A 15,068-nucleotide genomic window follows, 5' to 3' on the forward strand; every position below is an offset into this window, starting at 1 on the left:
CGGCCTACGGCGGCGTGAAGCACGCCGCCGCCTAAAACCTTGCGCGGGAGAGTGCCCTACGGGCTGGGTCGCAGGGTCTGACCGATCATGGCGTAGGCGTCGTCGCTGGCCAGGAAGACGTAGGCCGGGGTGATGCCGGCCCAATCCTCTTCCTCGCCATCCGCGTCGGGCGGCAGGTGGCCCGGGCACACGCAGTTGGCGGTGATGTCGTTGTCGCCGAACTCGTGCACCAGGCTGCGGGTGAAGCCCAGCAGGGCCGACGCGGCGGCGCCATAGGCGGTCATGCCGCGCGCCCCTTCCATGGCGGTGCTGTCCACCGTGGTCACGATGCGGCCGTAGCTGCGCGCCCGCATCAGGGGCAGAAGATGGCGCACCATCAGGAAGGTGCCGCCCATGTTGGCGGCCATGGTGGCCTCGAACAGCTCCAGCGTCATGCCGTCGAAGGGCTGTTTCAGGCGGAAGCCGGCGTTGTTGACCAGGATGTCGACATGGTCGAAGGCGGCGATGGCCGCCTCCGCCACCGTATAGGCGCCGGCCGGCTGGGTGATGTCGGCCTGCACGACGATGCCGGTGCGGCCCAGGGCCTGCACCTGGCGGGCCGTTTCCGTGGCCGCCGCCTGTTCGTCGGGCAACAGGTGGTGGAGGATGACGTTGGCGCCCTCTTGCGCCAGGGCGACCGCGACGGCGCGGCCCAGGCTGGACGCCGCCCCCGTCACCACCGCCGTCCGGTTCGCCAAACGCCCCGCCCGTTGCATCGCCGTTCCCCAAAACCCCGAGTTCAGGCCCGGCGGATCAGGTCCGCGGGCGTGGACAGGATGAGGTCGCGGGGGGCCAGCTTCTCCAGGAAGGCGGCGAAACCACCGTCCTTACCGCCCCCTGGGCCCGCCCCGTCGCCGGCCGCGTCCGCCTGTCCGGCCTCATGGTAGGCATCGAACAGGTCTTCGTACAGGCGCAAATCCTTCAATATTGCAATCTTCTGCTGCAGCGAGGCCTGGCTGACCAGCGCCAGGTGCAGCAGCACCAGGCCATCCGGTGTCCAGTTGGGCTCGCGCATCAGGGGCAACAGCGCGAGGGTCTGGGCGCCGCTGGCCCCGCCCGACAGCATGCCCCGGCCCAGGCGCAGGGCGCGGCGCTTGCCGCCCGTGGCCGGCGCCGGCTGGTCATGGCGCGACGCGACGCCCTTGGCCCGCCCGCTGCGCTCCACCGCCCGCAGCAGCGGCGTGCCGTCCGCGCCTTCACTTCCTGGGCCGCCCGCTGGATGATAGCGCACGCCGCCCTCCACCCCGATGACCAGGGTGGACAGGGCGATCAGCAGTTGGCGCTCCGGCTCCGCCAAATCGGCGGGGGCGGCGCCCAGGTCGGCCAGGGCCGCCAGCAGCAGGGGGCTGATCTCACGGCCGGGGCGGGAGATGCCCACGGTCACGGTCTTGGCCTGGTGGCGGATGGTGTCGATAGGGCGCGACGTCTCCTCGAACACCAGGCGCAGCAGGTCCTGGCCCCGGGTGATGACGGCCGTGCGCTCCGGTTTGCCGCCCGGCGTGTCCAGCATGGGCAGGGCGGAGGCCAGCTTGGCCAGGCGGGCGGCGTAACTGGCCGGCAGGGCCGCGTCCATCTGCCCGTCGGCGATGCGGTCGATGATGGCGGCCAGGCTGGTGGCCACCGGCGTCACCGGCCGCTCGGGATCGGCCAGCGCCTGGTCCAGCACCGCCGACACCTCGCGGAAGGGGCGGGATTCGGCGTCGATGGCCAGGGCGGCGTGGAAGCCCCACAGGTGGCCCGCCACCGTGGCCATGATGAAGTCCAGGCCGGCGCCGGCGGAGGGCAGGTGCACCACCGCCTCGGCATAGGGGGCGAAGCAGGTCTCGCCCTTGGCGGCGAAGACGATGGGCTTGCCGTTGTGCGCCTTGAAGATGGCCACTTCCTTGGCGGTGTCCTGGGCCAGCAGGGGCGCCAGATCGTTGGCCACCACCAGTGTCAGCGGCTCGGTCGACAGGTCGATGTGCTTCTTGTCCTCGGTGTAGTCGACCGGGATGGACTTGTAGCAAAGCTCCGACAGCTTGATGCGGATCTCTTCGGCCGCGACCTTGTTGGCGCCGTTCCCCACCACCGCCCAATAGCGGTTGCGCGGGGCGTAGGCCCGGGCGCAGGCGGCGATGGCGCCCTCGTCGTCCAGCACCTCCTGGATGCGCTGGGGTAGGGCTTCCAGCGCCACCATCTCGTCATGGATCTGCTGGGGCGGCAGGGTGCCCAGCGCGTCGGCCAGGCACAGGGCGGTCAGCTTGCCGGCCGCCACCTGGCTGTAGAAGGCCTTGGTGGAGGCCACGGCCATCTCGATGTCGCGGCCGTCGCTGGTGAACAGGTGGCTGTCCGACTTGCGCACCAGGGGGCTGTTGCGGCGGTTGACGATGGCGTGGATCCAGGCGCCGGCGGCGCGGGCCAGGTCCACCGTGCGGTTGGTGTCGGTGGTGGTGCCGCTCTGGCTGATGGCGATGACCAGGGCGTCGTCCAGGCTCCTGCCGTCCAGGTTGGTGGACAGTTCCGAGGCCTTGGCGCTGGTCACCGTCACGGGCGCCTTGTCCAGCGCCAGGCGGATCAGATGCTCGATGCCCATGGCGGCGATGGCGGCGGTACCTTGGCCGGTCACCAGGATGCGGCGGATGGGCGGCTTGGCCGGGTCGGCCAGGCGGGCGCGCAAGCCCGCCCATGGCCCGGTGTCGGTGCCGCCGGCCCCCAATTCGAAGCTGACACGGCGATCCTGGCGGCGGTAGCGGCCGGCCAGCGTCTTGCGCACGCTGGCCGGGGCCTCATGCACCTCTTTCTCGAAGAAGTGGTCGTGGCGGCCGCGGAAGATGTCGCGGGAGAAGATCTCGATGGCGTCGGCCTTCAGGCTGGCCGGGGCGCCGTCATCCACCGTGCGGGCCGACAGCGCCGGCTCGCCCGCCGCCGTCGACAGGACGACGGCCAGCCCGCCGCGCTCCACCTGCGCCAGGGGAATGGACCGGCGGGCGCGCGGCGCCAGGCCGTAGTTCTCCGACGCGACGATCAGGCCGTCGTTCACCTCGGCCACGAACAGGCTCTGCCCGCTGCCCTTCTGGCCCAGCTGCAGGCGCTCCGGATCGGCCGGGTGCTGCAGGATGATGGCCATGGACCCGTCCAGTCGGCGGATGGTGGCCAGGAAGCGGTCGGCGTTGCCGCCCCCGTTGCCCGTTTCGCCTTCCAGGCGGAACAGCACCGGGATGACCTTGGTGTCGGTGGTGGTGTCGGTGGGCAGGGCGTGGCCGGTACCCTCGATGGCGCTTTCCGTCAGGGCCCGGTAATTGTCGATGTCGCCGTTCAGGGCCACCATGGCGTCGGCATCGGCGTCCAGCGCCGTGGCGGCCTTGCCGGCGCCCGTCTCGTTCGCCAGGCGGGCGTTCAGCGGGTGGCAGTTGGGCAGGCTGATGGCGCCATGCGAGGCCCAGCGGGTATGGGCGATGGCGCTGAAGCCGTCGGCGTGGCGGGCCACCGCCCACAGCACGGCGTCGGCGCGCATGCGGCCGCGCAGGAAGGCGCCGTTGTCGCCCAGGCGGCCGATCAGGGTGGCCACCTTGTAGGTGAAGCGCACGGTGGTGCGGCCGTCGGGCAGGACGTGCAGGGCCAGGCCTTCATGCCGGTCGCCCACCGCGAGCCGCGCGGCGGCGCCGGCGCGCAGGGCCGCTGGCAGGTCGTCCAGCGTGTAGCGATGGTCGATGGTGATCTGCAGGGCGATGCCGGCGCTGTCGCGGCCGCGCACCTCCAGCCGGTCCAGGTTCTCCAGCACCTGTTCCGCGGCCCAGGCGACGGCGTGCTGCGGTCGGGTGGCGGCGGCACCGTCCGGCAGCAGGGCCAGGGTGCGGCCGATGTTGCCCAGCACCTCGGTCCGCAACTGCCAGGCGTAGTCGCGCAGCCGCTCGGCGGTGCGCTCCACCGCCACGTCGCGGGCGGCCTCGCCGGACCGGAGCATGGCCTCCAGCGCGTCGATGCGGTCGGCCACCGCGGTCAGAAGGGCGGCGGCGGCCGGGTCGGCCACGGCGGCCATGTGGGTGGGGAAGGCCATCAGGTCGGTGAAATGCGCCACCAGACCATCCAGGGCGGCGTCGATGGCGGCGGGTTCGCTTGCCTGGGCCAGCCCTTCAGCCACGCCCTTCAGCCATGAAAGGTCCGCCGTGCGGGTCCAGTTGCGATTACCCAGGAAACCGGCGATGCCGCACATCGTTCACCTCTCTCAAGCAAGACCGCAGTCATAGTCCAGGCCGGGGCCGGGGTGGAAGGCAGAAAACGTAACGTTACACCGCGTCGGTTTTGGCTTCCGCTTGCCAATCCGACGGTTGGCCTCTTGTCGGTCGTGCGGCTATGGTGCCCGCTTTCATCATTCCAGCCCTGGAGCCTGCGTCCATGACGGTGATCCTCTGGCACAACCCCAAATGCTCCACCTCGCGCCGGGTGCTGGCCGACCTGCAGGCCGGAGGGCATGAGGTCCGGGTGGTGGAATACCTGAAGACACCGCCCGACCGCGCCACCCTGGTGGACATGCTGGCCGCCCTGAAAGCCCGCCCGGCCGACATCCTGCGCCGTCGCGGCAACGACGACCTCCTGGCCGGTGAGCCCGCCGGCGGTTTCAGCGACGAGGCCCTGCTGGACCTCATGGTGGAACACCCCATCCTGATCGAGCGCCCCATCGCCCGGACGGCCAAGGGTGCCGTGCTGTGCCGCCCTGTGGAGCGCCTGGCCGAGGTTCTTTGACCCGCCAGCTTTGGCGATCAATTGCGGCGGAAGCGTGGTGCGTCCGGCGACTGGGGAAACAAGCTCACCGTGGCGCCGTGGCCAGCGGCACCGTGAAGCTGACGGTGGTGCCCACGCCCGGCTGGCTGTCGAGGGCCAGGACGCCGCCATGGCGGGCCACCAGGTCGCGCACCAGGGTCAGGCCCAGGCCGGTGCCGACCTCACCCAGCGTGCCCGGGCGGCTGTCCTGCGCCTCGCGGCGGTACAGCTGGTCCAGCTGCTCGGGAGCCATGCCGATGCCCCTGTCGGCCACCGCGATCTCCAGCCGGTCGCCCAGCGCGCGCGAGGTCACCTGGACGCCCTGGTTGGGGTGGCTGAACTTGATGGCGTTGGCCAGCAGGTTGCGCAGGATGGCCAGCACCATGGTGCGGTCGGCCAGGATGTGGCGGTCGCCCGAGGCGTCCAGGATGCGGATGCCCTTGGCGTCGGCCGTGGGGCCCAGGTCATGGATGGCGGCGGCCACCACCTCGCCCAGCGGCATGACCGAGGGGCTGAAGGGCGTGCCCGACATCTGCACCCGCGACCAGTTCAGCAGGTTGTCCAGCAGGGTATGGGCGGTCACGGCGCTCTGGTGCACCGACGCGGCGAAGTCGGCCACGTCGGCCGGCGCCATGCGGGTGCCGTAGTCCGCCAGCTCCTTGGTCATGCCCAGCAGCACGTTGAAGGGCCCGCGCAAATCGTGGGAAATCAGGGAGAAGAAGCGCGTCTTCTCCCGGTTCAGGAAGTCCAGCTCATCGTGGGCGGCGCGCAGCTCGGCCAAGGCCTGTTCCGTGGTCGCCCGCGCCTCCCGCTCCGCAGCGGCGGAGCGTTCCTGCGAGCGCACCATGCGCCGCACCACCATGTTGAACAGCAACACCACCGCCAGCAGCACGCTGGAGAAGCCGGCCATGGACCCGGCGGTGTGCATGACCAGCGACCAGGTGAGGGCGGCGCGCGGCGCCACATGCACCAGGCGCCAGGGGGCGTTGGCCAGGGGGCGGGTCGTGATGACGTAGCCCGCGTGCTCTGCCGTGGCGGCCGTCTTGCCCATCACCGCCGCCAGGCCCACGGGGGTGGGCCGGCCCTGCTGGAACAGGTCGGCGGGTGGGGTGCCGGCCGCCGACAGGAGGCGGTCGTCCGATCCCAGCAGCAGCACGGCGCCGCCGGCGGCGGCATTGGCCGTGGGCAGGGCCAGCAGGGCGGGATCGAGATCGAAGGCCACCACGCCCAGGAAACGGCCCTGGTCATCGATGGGGGCGGCGACGGTGGCCAGCGGCGGGGCCGGCGCATCATCCCGCGTGTCGCCCGATGATGCGGGCCCCTGCGGCGGCGGGTTGGGTGTCTCCGTCCACAGCACGCGGCCGGCCGGATTGGCGGCCAGGGTGGACAGGCGATAGGCGCCGCGCTCGAAGATGCCCGCCATCAGCCCGTGGGCGTTGTCGGCGGGCCGCCAGGGCGCCACCGCCACCAAGCCGGAGGTGGCGATGAAATAGCCGCGCCCCAGGCCCGGCTGGGTGCGCACATCCAGCGCCAGCTGCTGGGCCAGGGCCACGGCGGTGGCCACCTCCGCCCGCCAGTGGGCCCGGTCGGGGCGCGACAACCCCTCATGGCGCGCCAGGGCCCGGTCGGGCAGCGCCAGCACGGCGGCGGGCGCGGGGCCGTCCAGAGGATTGGCGTCGGCCAGGCCGGCGCGATCCAGCACCGGCACCTCATCCGCGTCCGCCTGGGCCACACCGTCCAGGAAGACGTTCAGTTGAGGGGCGTCGGCCGGCGGTGCCGGCAGCGTGCGCCGGATCCACTCCCGCAGGCGCTCCACCCGGCCGGAAATGGCGGCCAGGCTGCCGTCCAGGGCGATGGCCTGGGTGTCCATGGCCTGGCGTATTTCAGCGCGGCGGGAATTCAGGCCCCGGGTGAATTCGGCATGGACGAACACCAGCGACAGCGCGATGCCCGCGGCCAGCGAGATGTTGATCAGGCGGCCCGGCCCAATGGATTTCATCCAATCCGCCAGCCGCCTCATGACCCGCCGTCCCGCCATGTCTTGCCCAAGGGCGCCCCGCCGCCTTGTTCGTCCCGCCAGGCCGGCCCCGACCGTCCCGGCATCGCCCGGAAAAGGGCGGGCCCGTCCTTCCGCGACGCTTATCATGGGGGCGCGGGCCTGGCAATTGATGGCCGGGACCGGAACGGGGCGGTTCGCGCGTGACAGGGTGGGGCCGGTTGACGGTTCGCGCGTGCCTGGCAGCATCAGGACACGCAAGGCGTGCCTTTCCAGCTTGGATAGGGCATGGTTGCGCCAGCCACGGATTAGCGGACGGATGATGGGCGTGCGGGGACAAGGCGCGGGACGTGACGGGATGGGCTGCCGCCTGCGGGCGATGCTGGCCGTCCTGCTGTTCCTTGCGCTCGCGCTGCTGGCGCCCCCTGGGGCCCGCGCGAACCCGGTGGCGGCGACCACGGTGGCGGCGACCACGGTGATGGCGAACCCGGTGACGGTGAATGGCCCGGACCTGTCCTTGGGCGGCCATCTGGACTTGCTGGAGGACAAGGGGCGGGACCTGACCCTGGCCGACGTCATGTCCGGCCCGGCGGCGTCCCGGTTCACCCCGGCCACCCGCGATACGCCGGGCTTCGCCCGCACCCATTCGGCCTATTGGGCGCGCGTCACCCTGGACAACCCCACCGACGGCACGATCAACCGGCTGTTGGTCTTCGCCTATCCCTATTACCGCAGCTTGGATCTCTACATGTTCTCCGGCGACGGCCAGCTCCCGGTGGCGCAGCGGCACGTGGCCGAGGGGGCGGTGGCGCGGGGCACGGACATTCCCCACCGCTATCCCGTCTTCGCCCTGGCCCTGCCGCCGGGGCGCACGGTGCTGTACATGCGGGTGGAGCACTACTTCGCCTCCTTCGCGCTCTACCTCCGCAGCAGCGACGCCCAGGCCCAGGTGGACCGCCGCGACATCCTGCTGCACGGCCTGACCTTCGGCGTCCTCATCATCGCCGCCGCCTATCAGTTCGCCCTGGTGGTGATGGCGGGGGTGGAGGTGGGGGTGACCCTGCTGTTCTACGCCTTGATCACCCTGGCTTACATCTACGGCCAGCTGGGCTATCCCTGGGAACACCTGCCGGCCGACCTGGCCAGCCATTATTACCGCGAGGTGGTGGGCACCCTGCCCGTGGCCGTGGGTCAGATCTTCGCGGTGCAATTCCTGGATCTCAGAAGGCGACAGCCCTGGATCGCCCGGCTGCTGTTGCTGTCCACCGGCCTGCTGGTCCTGGATACGCCCCTGCATTACCTGGATCCGGCGCGGGGCTCGGGCATCGCGCAGGCGCTGGCGCTGCTGGGCTCGGTCCTGACGCTGACGGCGGCGGTGCGCGACCTGCGGCGCTCGGTCAACGCCCGCTTCTTCCTGTTGGGCTTCCTACCCATCGTGGGCGTGGCGGTCGTCTGGTCACTGCGCGCCAGCGGCGTCCTGCCGGCCGCCATCTGGACCGAGGCGGCGCTTTACGCCCCCAATGCCATCGGCCTGGTGTTGCTGACCTTCGGTGTCGCCTACCGCATCGGCAAGGAGCGGGAGGAACGCGAGCGGGCGCTGGAGGCCAGCGAAGCCGCCCTGCGCCGCGCCAATGATGAGCTGGAGGACCGCGTGCGCACCCGCACGGCGGAACTGAGCGACAGCCTGGAAAAGCTGAAACGGTCGCAGGACGCGCTGGTGCAGGCGGAAAAGCTGGCCTCGCTGGGCCAGCTGGTGGCCGGCGTGGCGCATGAGATCAACACCCCCATCGGCGTGACGTTGACCACGGCCTCCCACGTTTCCGAACGGGTCACGGCCATCGACCACCTGGTGCGCGACGGCCGCCTGCGCCGCAGCGACCTGACCGACTTCATGGGCGAGCTGGCGGAATCCTCCCGCCTCATGCTGTCCAACATCGGTCGCGCCGCCAGCCTGATCCAGAGCTTCAAGCAGGTGTCCGCCGACCAGAGCTCGGAGGAGCGGCGGCGGGTGGAGCTGTGCGCCTACATGGAGGAGGTGGTGTCCAGCCTGGGGCCCAACCTGCGCCGCAGCGGCCACGCGGCGGAGGTCATCTGCCATGGCCCGGTGGAGCTGGAGACCTATCCCGGCCTGCTGGCCCAGGTGCTGACCAACTTCGTCTCCAACTCCATCCTCCATGCCTATGAGCCGGGCGTGCGCGGCCGCATCACCATCACCGCCCGCCGCCTGCCGCCGGGGGAGGGCGCGGGGAACCAGGGGGACGCCCAAGCGGACGGATACGCCGGCGGGGCAGAGGTGGTGTACCAGGACGACGGCCGGGGCATCCCGGCGGCCATCCTGCCGCGCATCTTCGACCCCTTCTTCACCACGCGGCGCGGGGCGGGCGGCACGGGCCTGGGCCTCAACATCGTCTACAACCTGGTGACCCATCGCCTGAAGGGCACGGTCACCGCGGCCAGCGAGGCCGGGGCCGGTACCCGCTTCACCCTGGTCCTGCCCGACCTGCGGGGCCGGGATCTGGAGATCGACGACCTGGCCGCCCGCGGGGACGACAGGGCGGCGGACGCCGCGGGCCGACCCCATACACCGGATACCCTGGTGGCGACGGGGTTGGCGCGCTAAGCTGGGGCGTCTGATCCGTTACAGGGACGTCGCCCCCATGCGCATGAAGAAGGAGGTCAACCACGGCGCCCTGCTGCGTGAGCTGGCGGGATCGCTGTCGTCCACCGTGACCTCTTTCGAGCAAATGTCCGGCCGCCCCGCCCAGTCCTTCCCGGACTACAAGAAGGCGCGCGCCGTCTATCACGAAATCCAGGCCATGATCTTCACCATCGGCGACAAGGCCGAGAGCCGTCCCAAGGACGCGCCGCGTGAACTTAAGTCCTGGCTCATCCGCATGCGCCTGCGGTCCATCGCTGCCTTCACCCGCGTCAGCCTGGCCTTCTTCCGCAACCCGCCGCAACTGCTGGTCCACGCGCTGGGCGCCTATGAGATCCTGCAGCATGAGCGCGAGGCCTTCACCAAGGTGCTGGCCGACTACGACATGATGCTGTTCGAGGCCGGCATCGACGACAAGACGGCGGACGAGCTGGACCGCGTGCGCGTGAACATGGAAGAGGTGGTGGAGCGGCTGGAGAACCTGCTGAAGACGGCGCCGCCGCAACTGACCGTCTTTTGAAACGATAATGTGAAAACGGCCGCGAGGCCCAAGGGGAGGGGCGACCGCGACCGGCTGTTGTCCCGGGCGCACCGGTCGAAAAATTTCATGGGGAGCGGCGGCCGGAAGCCCGCCTTAAGCCTTGATCTCACCTGGCAATTGCTTTCTTGTCGCACCTAACGGCCATGGTGTGGCCGCGGGTCCCTGGGGCATCGGAAATGGGGACCCGGCAACACGCCTCGTCACAAGAGGCTAAGGGAGATGTGCCCATGGAACATGTGAAAAAGCCCTGGTACTCGGTCCTCTACTTCCAAGTCATCATCGCCATCATCCTGGGCATCATCGTCGGCAGCATCTGGCCGAACTTCGGCGCCTCGCTGAAGCCGCTGGGCGACGGGTTCATCAAGCTGGTGAAGATGATGATCGCGCCGGTCATCTTCTGCACCGTGGTCAGCGGCATCTCCGCCATGACCGACATGAAGAAGGTTGGCCGCGTGGGCGGCAAGGCCCTGATCTATTTCGAGGTCATCTCCACCTTCGCGCTGGTCATCGGCCTGCTGGTGGGGGAGATCATCCGGCCGGGCGACGGCATGAACGTCGACCCCCACACCCTGGACGCCAAGTCGGTGGCGACCTACGTCGACAAGGCCGCCAAGGACACCGTGGCCGACCACATCCTGGGCATCATCCCCGACACCTATCTGGGCGCGCTGGGGGGCGGCGACCTGCTGCAGGTCCTGCTCATCGCCATCCTGACCGGGTTCGCCATCGCCCACCTGGGTGATTATGGCAAGCCGGCCACGGTGGTCATCGAGCGCATGTCGAAGATCTTCTTCCGCATCATCCACATGGTGGTGCGCCTGGCCCCCATCGGCGCCTTCGGCGCCATGGCCTTCACCATCGGCAAGTACGGCATCGCCGCGCTCATCAACCTGGGCATGCTGATCGGCAGCTTCTATCTGACCAGCCTGCTGTTCGTGCTGGTGGTCCTGGGCATCGTCGGCTGGCTGTGTGGCTTCTCCATCCTGCGCTTCATCAACTACATCAAGGCCGAGCTGTTGATCGTCCTGGGCACCTCCTCGTCCGAGACGGTGCTGCCCCAGATGATGGAGAAGATGGAACGCCTGGGCTGCGCCCGCCCGGTGGTTGGCCTGGTCATCCCCTCGGGCTACAGCTTCAACCTGGACGGCACCAATATCTACATGACCTTGGCCACCCTGTTCCTGGCCCAGGCGACCAACACCCACCTGACCTTCGGGCACTTGGTCACCATCCTGCTGGTGGCCATGCTGACGTCCAAGGGCGCCAGCGGCGTCACCGGCGCCGGTTTCATCACCCTGGCGGCCACGCTGGCCGTGGTGCCGGACATTCCGATCGCCTCCCTGACCCTGCTGGTGGGCATCGACCGCTTCATGAGCGAATGCCGCGCCCTGACCAACCTGGTGGGCAACGGCGTGGCGACCATCGCCGTCAGCAAGTGGGAAAAGGAACTGGATACCGAGGTCCTGCACAGGGAACTGGCGAACGGACCCAGCGCTGCCTGAGCCTTGGGATCGGGCCGGCCCGATTTCAAATCCGGCCGATAGCAAGACAGCATGCGATGAAACGCGACAGGCCCCGGATCGACCGATCCGGGGCCTGTTCGTTCATCGGAGGCGCCTCAATTGCGCACGCAGCTTTCCGTGCCGGTGTTCCCGCCCTTGTAGGCTTCCTCGTAATAGAACTTGTCGAACCGCACCTTGCCGTCCTTGGTCAGGCCCACCGTGGCGATGCCGGTGCCGTAGTCCTGGGTGGCCGGGTCCTCGTGCGCGAAGGTGATGGCCAGGGCGTCGCCGTCGGCGGTGGCGACACCGCGATAGGTGCCGTAATTCGGCACCTCCATCTTGAAATGATAGCCGGCCCGTTTCCCGTGGGACCGCGCCCTGTCCATCTCCAGCGTCACGGTGGAGGTGTAGGCGCCCTCATGCCCGTCCACGCCCGTGCAGGCGTAGCTGCCGCTGAGGTCGCGGCCGGTGAAAGGCGCGGGCGCGGTCTGCGCGGCGGCTGTGGACGCGGTGGCGATGATCAGGGCGGCCAGTGCCGCCGGGCGCATGCGCATGTTTCTCGTTCCCCTCAACGTCTTGCGAGGGGTGTTTGTCTCATGCCGGCAAGCAGGGGAACAACCCCGTCCTTAGGCCCATGGCCTGGCCATCACGCCCCCGGGCCATCACGCCCCCGGGCCTTCACGCCCACTGGCGGACGCGGCCGGTGTCGACGTGGACGAAGTTGGATTTGGGATAGTAACCGACGCCGCCCTGCTTCAGCTCCACCGCCACTTGGCGGATGCGGGCCAGGGGCTTGCTGGCCAGGTCCAGGTCGATGGCCTTGCCTTCCATGTGCATGCTGTGGCTGGCCACCCCTTCGGAGTTGGCCGCCAGCATGGCGTTGGTCTTGGGGCAGCGGTAGCCGCAGATGACCTGGATGGTCTCGTTGGTGTGCAGGCGGTGCTGCATCTGGAACATCAGGTCCAGCAGCTTGGGATCCATGGCGATGGTCTGGTTGGTCCGCCAGTCGCGCAGGATGGAGTTCACGTCGTGCAGGGCGGTCGGCAGGTACTTGCCATCGGCCCAATAGGTGACCTTCAGCTTCTCGCCCGTGTGCAGGTGGTTGAAGGCCAGGACGCGGCGATTGTCCGACAGGGGCCGGGTGGCGGCGCGGGCGTTGGACCAGTCGCCATGCATCAGGTTGCCGTGGGCGGCGCTGTGGCCGTGGCTGGCACCGCCGTGGTGCTTGGCGGCGGCCTTGGCCAACGCCGGCAGGGGGGAGGCGACACCCCCCACGAGGGCGGCGCCGGTGGCCAGCTTGGCGAAGCCGGCGAGCAGGCCGCGCCGGGTCGGGGCGGGAGTGGAAGAGGCAACCAAGGACGCGTCAGAGGCACTGGGGGCGTCGCAGGCAATAGTAAGCAAACGCGCCGCGGCGTGCCGTTCGTCCATTCCGGATGTCCCCATCTGTCTTGCCACAGTCCCGCGTCACCAGCAGGGCAGGGCTGCAGTCTGTGACAACGGGGTGTGAATAAGCAAGCCCAAATGAGGCAAAAATTTGATGAACGTATGACCGCTACCGTGCGGCGGCCTTGGCGTCCGCCTTTGCAACCGCTTCCGAAACGGTCACAATTGGGCGGGCGCCTTCGTCCGTCAGCGGGCAGGGTTGGCATTCGCCGGCGCTGGGGCGGCCGCCGGCACCGGCGCCGTGGCCGGGGCGGCTGTCGCGCCCGTACGCACCCCCGGGACCGAAGGCTTTGGAGTCTCAAGCGCTTTCGGCGCGTCGCCGGACGCGGCCGGCACGGTGTTCGGCGCGGCGTTGGGCGCGCTGCCCGGCGTGGGCGCGGCCGCCGGCACGGCGGCGGGCACCACCGGCTTGCGCGGGCGGGGGCCGTTCAGGGCGGCCAGCACGCGGGCGTCGCGGCCATAGACGTCGGTGCGGAAGTCGATGCCGCCGTCGGGGTCGGTCACCGTGGTGATGTAGGTGATGTGCACCGGCAGGCGATTCTTCAGGCGAATCGTCTGGTGCTTCAGGCTGTCGCCGCCGATCTCGGCCCGCAGCTTCTCCTCCGGCCAGCCTGGCGTGTCGGTCAGCGCCAGGATGGCCAGGGCCAGGGCCGGCGGATCCTGCACCCGGATGCAGCCATGGCTGAAGGACCGCACCGCCCGCTCGAACAGCCGCTTGGACGGCGTGTCGTGCAGGTAGATGTCGAACTTGTTGGGGAACATGAACTTGATGCGGCCCAGCGAATTGTCGTTGCCCGCGTCCTGCCGCACCCGCCAATGGAAGTTGCGCTCCGTCACGGTCGCCCAGTTGATGCTGCTGGGGTCCACCGGCACCGCGTTGGACGTCCAGTCCGACAGCAGGGTGTAGTGGTTCTTGACGACGTAGCTGTGGTCCTTTTTCTGCTTGGGCAGAATCTCTTCCTTGGCGATCTTGGTCGGCACGTACCAGTAGGGGTTCAGCTCCATATAGCTCATGTTGCCGATGAACACGGGCGTGCGGGTGAAGGGGGCCCCCACCACCACGCGCATGGTCATCTGCACGTCCATGCCGCGCATCAGCGACAGGGTGTAGTCGGCCAGGTTGACCACCAGGTAGGGCTGGTCCGCCGGCTCCCGCTCCCACCGCCAGCGTTCCATGTTGACGATGATCTGGTTGATGCGCTGGTCCACCGTGGCGTTCAGTTCCACCAGGGTGCGCTTGCCGATGGCGCCGTCGGGTTCCTGCCCCTGGCGGCGCTGGAATTCCTTCACCGCCGTGGCCAGGGCGTCGTCGTACAGCTCCGCATTGGTGCCCTTGGGCAGCGGGCTGGGCAGGGGCTTGGCCTCGCCCGTGGCCACCAGGCGGGCCCGCAGGGCCGGCACGCGCGGGTCGACCATGCCGGGCTTCAGCGCATCGCTGGTCTTTTCCGGCTTGGGCGCGGGTGCGGCGGGGTTGGTGGGATCGGCCGGCGGTGGCGGCGGGGCCGGGGGCGCCTTGGGCGCCGGCGGGATGGTGGGCCAGCCGCCGGCGGCCTTCATCTGGCGATAATGGGCCAGGGCCGCCTTCAGCGCGGCGTATTCCGGCCGGTGCGGCGCCAGGCTGCTCAGCAGGGCGCCCAGGTCCGTGGCGGAGGCGACGCCGCCCAGGAATTGCGCCCGGTCGAATGGCGGCCGGTCGATGACCAGTTCCGGGTCGGCCAGGGTGGGGATGATGCGGCCCACCGAGACGTCGCTGGCATAGTGCACCAGGCCCAGGGTCAGGTTGGTTTCGAACGCGGCCTGCGCCTCGGGGCTGTCCAGATGGCCCTGCTGCGCCGTCAGGCTGGCGGGGGCGTAGTCGTTGGGGTTCAGCCCATCCTCGTCGGCATGGCCCAGGACGGTGAGAACGGCGCGGGCGGCGGCGTTGGCCTCGCCATGTTCCACCCACAGGGGCTTCAGCCCCCGGCCGCGGTAGAACCGCGCCAGCACGGTCTGGTCGCTGTCGTCCGGCGTCGCCTCGCCCTGCGTCACGGGGAAGCGATCCTTCATCAGGTCCGCCAGGTCGCGCGCCTGGGCGCCGCCCTGGATGCCCCCTGGACGCCCAGTGGCAGCATGAACAGCACGGTGGCCAGCAGCATGGCGGTGGAGGCCCTG

Annotated in this window: 10 protein-coding genes; 4 read left to right on the top strand and 6 right to left on the bottom strand. The window is 69.8% G+C overall.

Annotated elements, in window-relative coordinates; genetic code table 11:
* Window positions 1–56: 56 nt before the first annotated feature.
* Both UAJ10_RS13030 and UAJ10_RS13035 read right to left on the bottom strand, forming a co-directional pair.
* Window positions 57–737: an SDR family NAD(P)-dependent oxidoreductase gene (locus UAJ10_RS13030; protein ID WP_322915737.1), complete on the bottom strand. Its 681-nt coding sequence runs from the start codon at window positions 735–737 to the stop codon at window positions 57–59.
* Window positions 738–778: 41 nt separating this feature from the next.
* On the bottom strand, window positions 779–4,231 hold the full coding sequence (locus UAJ10_RS13035; RefSeq protein ID WP_322915738.1) for an SIS domain-containing protein: 3,453 nt from the start codon (window positions 4,229–4,231) through the stop codon (window positions 779–781).
* A gap of 182 nt (window positions 4,232–4,413) precedes the next feature.
* Between UAJ10_RS13035 and UAJ10_RS13040 the strand changes: the two genes are divergently transcribed.
* Window positions 4,414–4,761, top strand: a complete 348-nt coding sequence (locus UAJ10_RS13040; protein WP_322915739.1) for an arsenate reductase family protein — start codon at window positions 4,414–4,416, stop codon at window positions 4,759–4,761.
* 64 nt (window positions 4,762–4,825) lie between these two features.
* Here the strand turns inward: UAJ10_RS13040 and UAJ10_RS13045 are convergent, their stop codons facing one another.
* Window positions 4,826–6,778 carry a sensor histidine kinase gene (locus UAJ10_RS13045; protein ID WP_322915740.1) on the bottom strand — a complete coding sequence of 651 codons (1,953 nt, stop codon included), beginning with the start codon at window positions 6,776–6,778 and terminating at the stop codon, window positions 4,826–4,828.
* A gap of 325 nt (window positions 6,779–7,103) precedes the next feature.
* Between UAJ10_RS13045 and UAJ10_RS13050 the strand changes: the two genes are divergently transcribed.
* The 3 genes from UAJ10_RS13050 (at window position 7,104) to UAJ10_RS13060 (ending at window position 11,474) form a co-directional block, all read left to right on the top strand.
* Window positions 7,104–9,395, top strand: a complete 2,292-nt coding sequence (locus UAJ10_RS13050) for a sensor histidine kinase (RefSeq protein ID WP_322915741.1) — start codon at window positions 7,104–7,106, stop codon at window positions 9,393–9,395.
* Window positions 9,396–9,432: 37 nt separating this feature from the next.
* Entirely contained in the window at window positions 9,433–9,951 is a 519-nt protein-coding gene (locus tag UAJ10_RS13055) for a hypothetical protein (RefSeq protein WP_322915742.1), read from the top strand.
* A 248-nt stretch (window positions 9,952–10,199) separates the two neighbouring features.
* A complete protein-coding gene (locus UAJ10_RS13060) occupies window positions 10,200–11,474 on the top strand; it encodes a dicarboxylate/amino acid:cation symporter (RefSeq protein WP_322915743.1) in 1,275 nt (424 codons plus the stop codon).
* Window positions 11,475–11,590: 116 nt separating this feature from the next.
* Here the strand turns inward: UAJ10_RS13060 and UAJ10_RS13065 are convergent, their stop codons facing one another.
* The 3 genes from UAJ10_RS13065 to UAJ10_RS13075 form a co-directional block, all read right to left on the bottom strand.
* Entirely contained in the window at window positions 11,591–12,028 is a 438-nt protein-coding gene (locus UAJ10_RS13065) for a hypothetical protein (RefSeq protein WP_322915744.1), read from the bottom strand.
* A 124-nt stretch (window positions 12,029–12,152) separates the two neighbouring features.
* Complete coding sequence (locus tag UAJ10_RS13070) at window positions 12,153–12,830, bottom strand: peptidoglycan L,D-endopeptidase MepK (RefSeq protein ID WP_322915745.1); 678 nt, start codon at window positions 12,828–12,830, stop codon at window positions 12,153–12,155.
* A 273-nt stretch (window positions 12,831–13,103) separates the two neighbouring features.
* Entirely contained in the window at window positions 13,104–14,963 is a 1,860-nt protein-coding gene (locus UAJ10_RS13075) for a L,D-transpeptidase family protein (protein ID WP_322915746.1), read from the bottom strand.
* Window positions 14,964–15,068: the final 105 nt, after the last annotated feature.

Source organism: Nitrospirillum guaranorum, from assembly GCF_034653275.1.
In the GTDB taxonomy this organism is placed as follows: domain Bacteria; phylum Pseudomonadota; class Alphaproteobacteria; order Azospirillales; family Azospirillaceae; genus Nitrospirillum.

Coding starts and splice junctions, on each gene's coding strand:
- UAJ10_RS13055 (WP_322915742.1), top strand. CDS start 9,433: ATGCGCATGAAGAAGGAGGTCAACCACGGCGCCCTGCTGCGTGAGCTG.
- UAJ10_RS13035 (WP_322915738.1), bottom strand. CDS start 4,231: ATGTGCGGCATCGCCGGTTTCCTGGGTAATCGCAACTGGACCCGCACG.
- UAJ10_RS13060 (WP_322915743.1), top strand. CDS start 10,200: ATGGAACATGTGAAAAAGCCCTGGTACTCGGTCCTCTACTTCCAAGTC.
- UAJ10_RS13045 (WP_322915740.1), bottom strand. CDS start 6,778: ATGAAATCCATTGGGCCGGGCCGCCTGATCAACATCTCGCTGGCCGCG.
- UAJ10_RS13075 (WP_322915746.1), bottom strand. CDS start 14,963: ATGAAGGATCGCTTCCCCGTGACGCAGGGCGAGGCGACGCCGGACGAC.
- UAJ10_RS13065 (WP_322915744.1), bottom strand. CDS start 12,028: ATGCGCATGCGCCCGGCGGCACTGGCCGCCCTGATCATCGCCACCGCG.
- UAJ10_RS13040 (WP_322915739.1), top strand. CDS start 4,414: ATGACGGTGATCCTCTGGCACAACCCCAAATGCTCCACCTCGCGCCGG.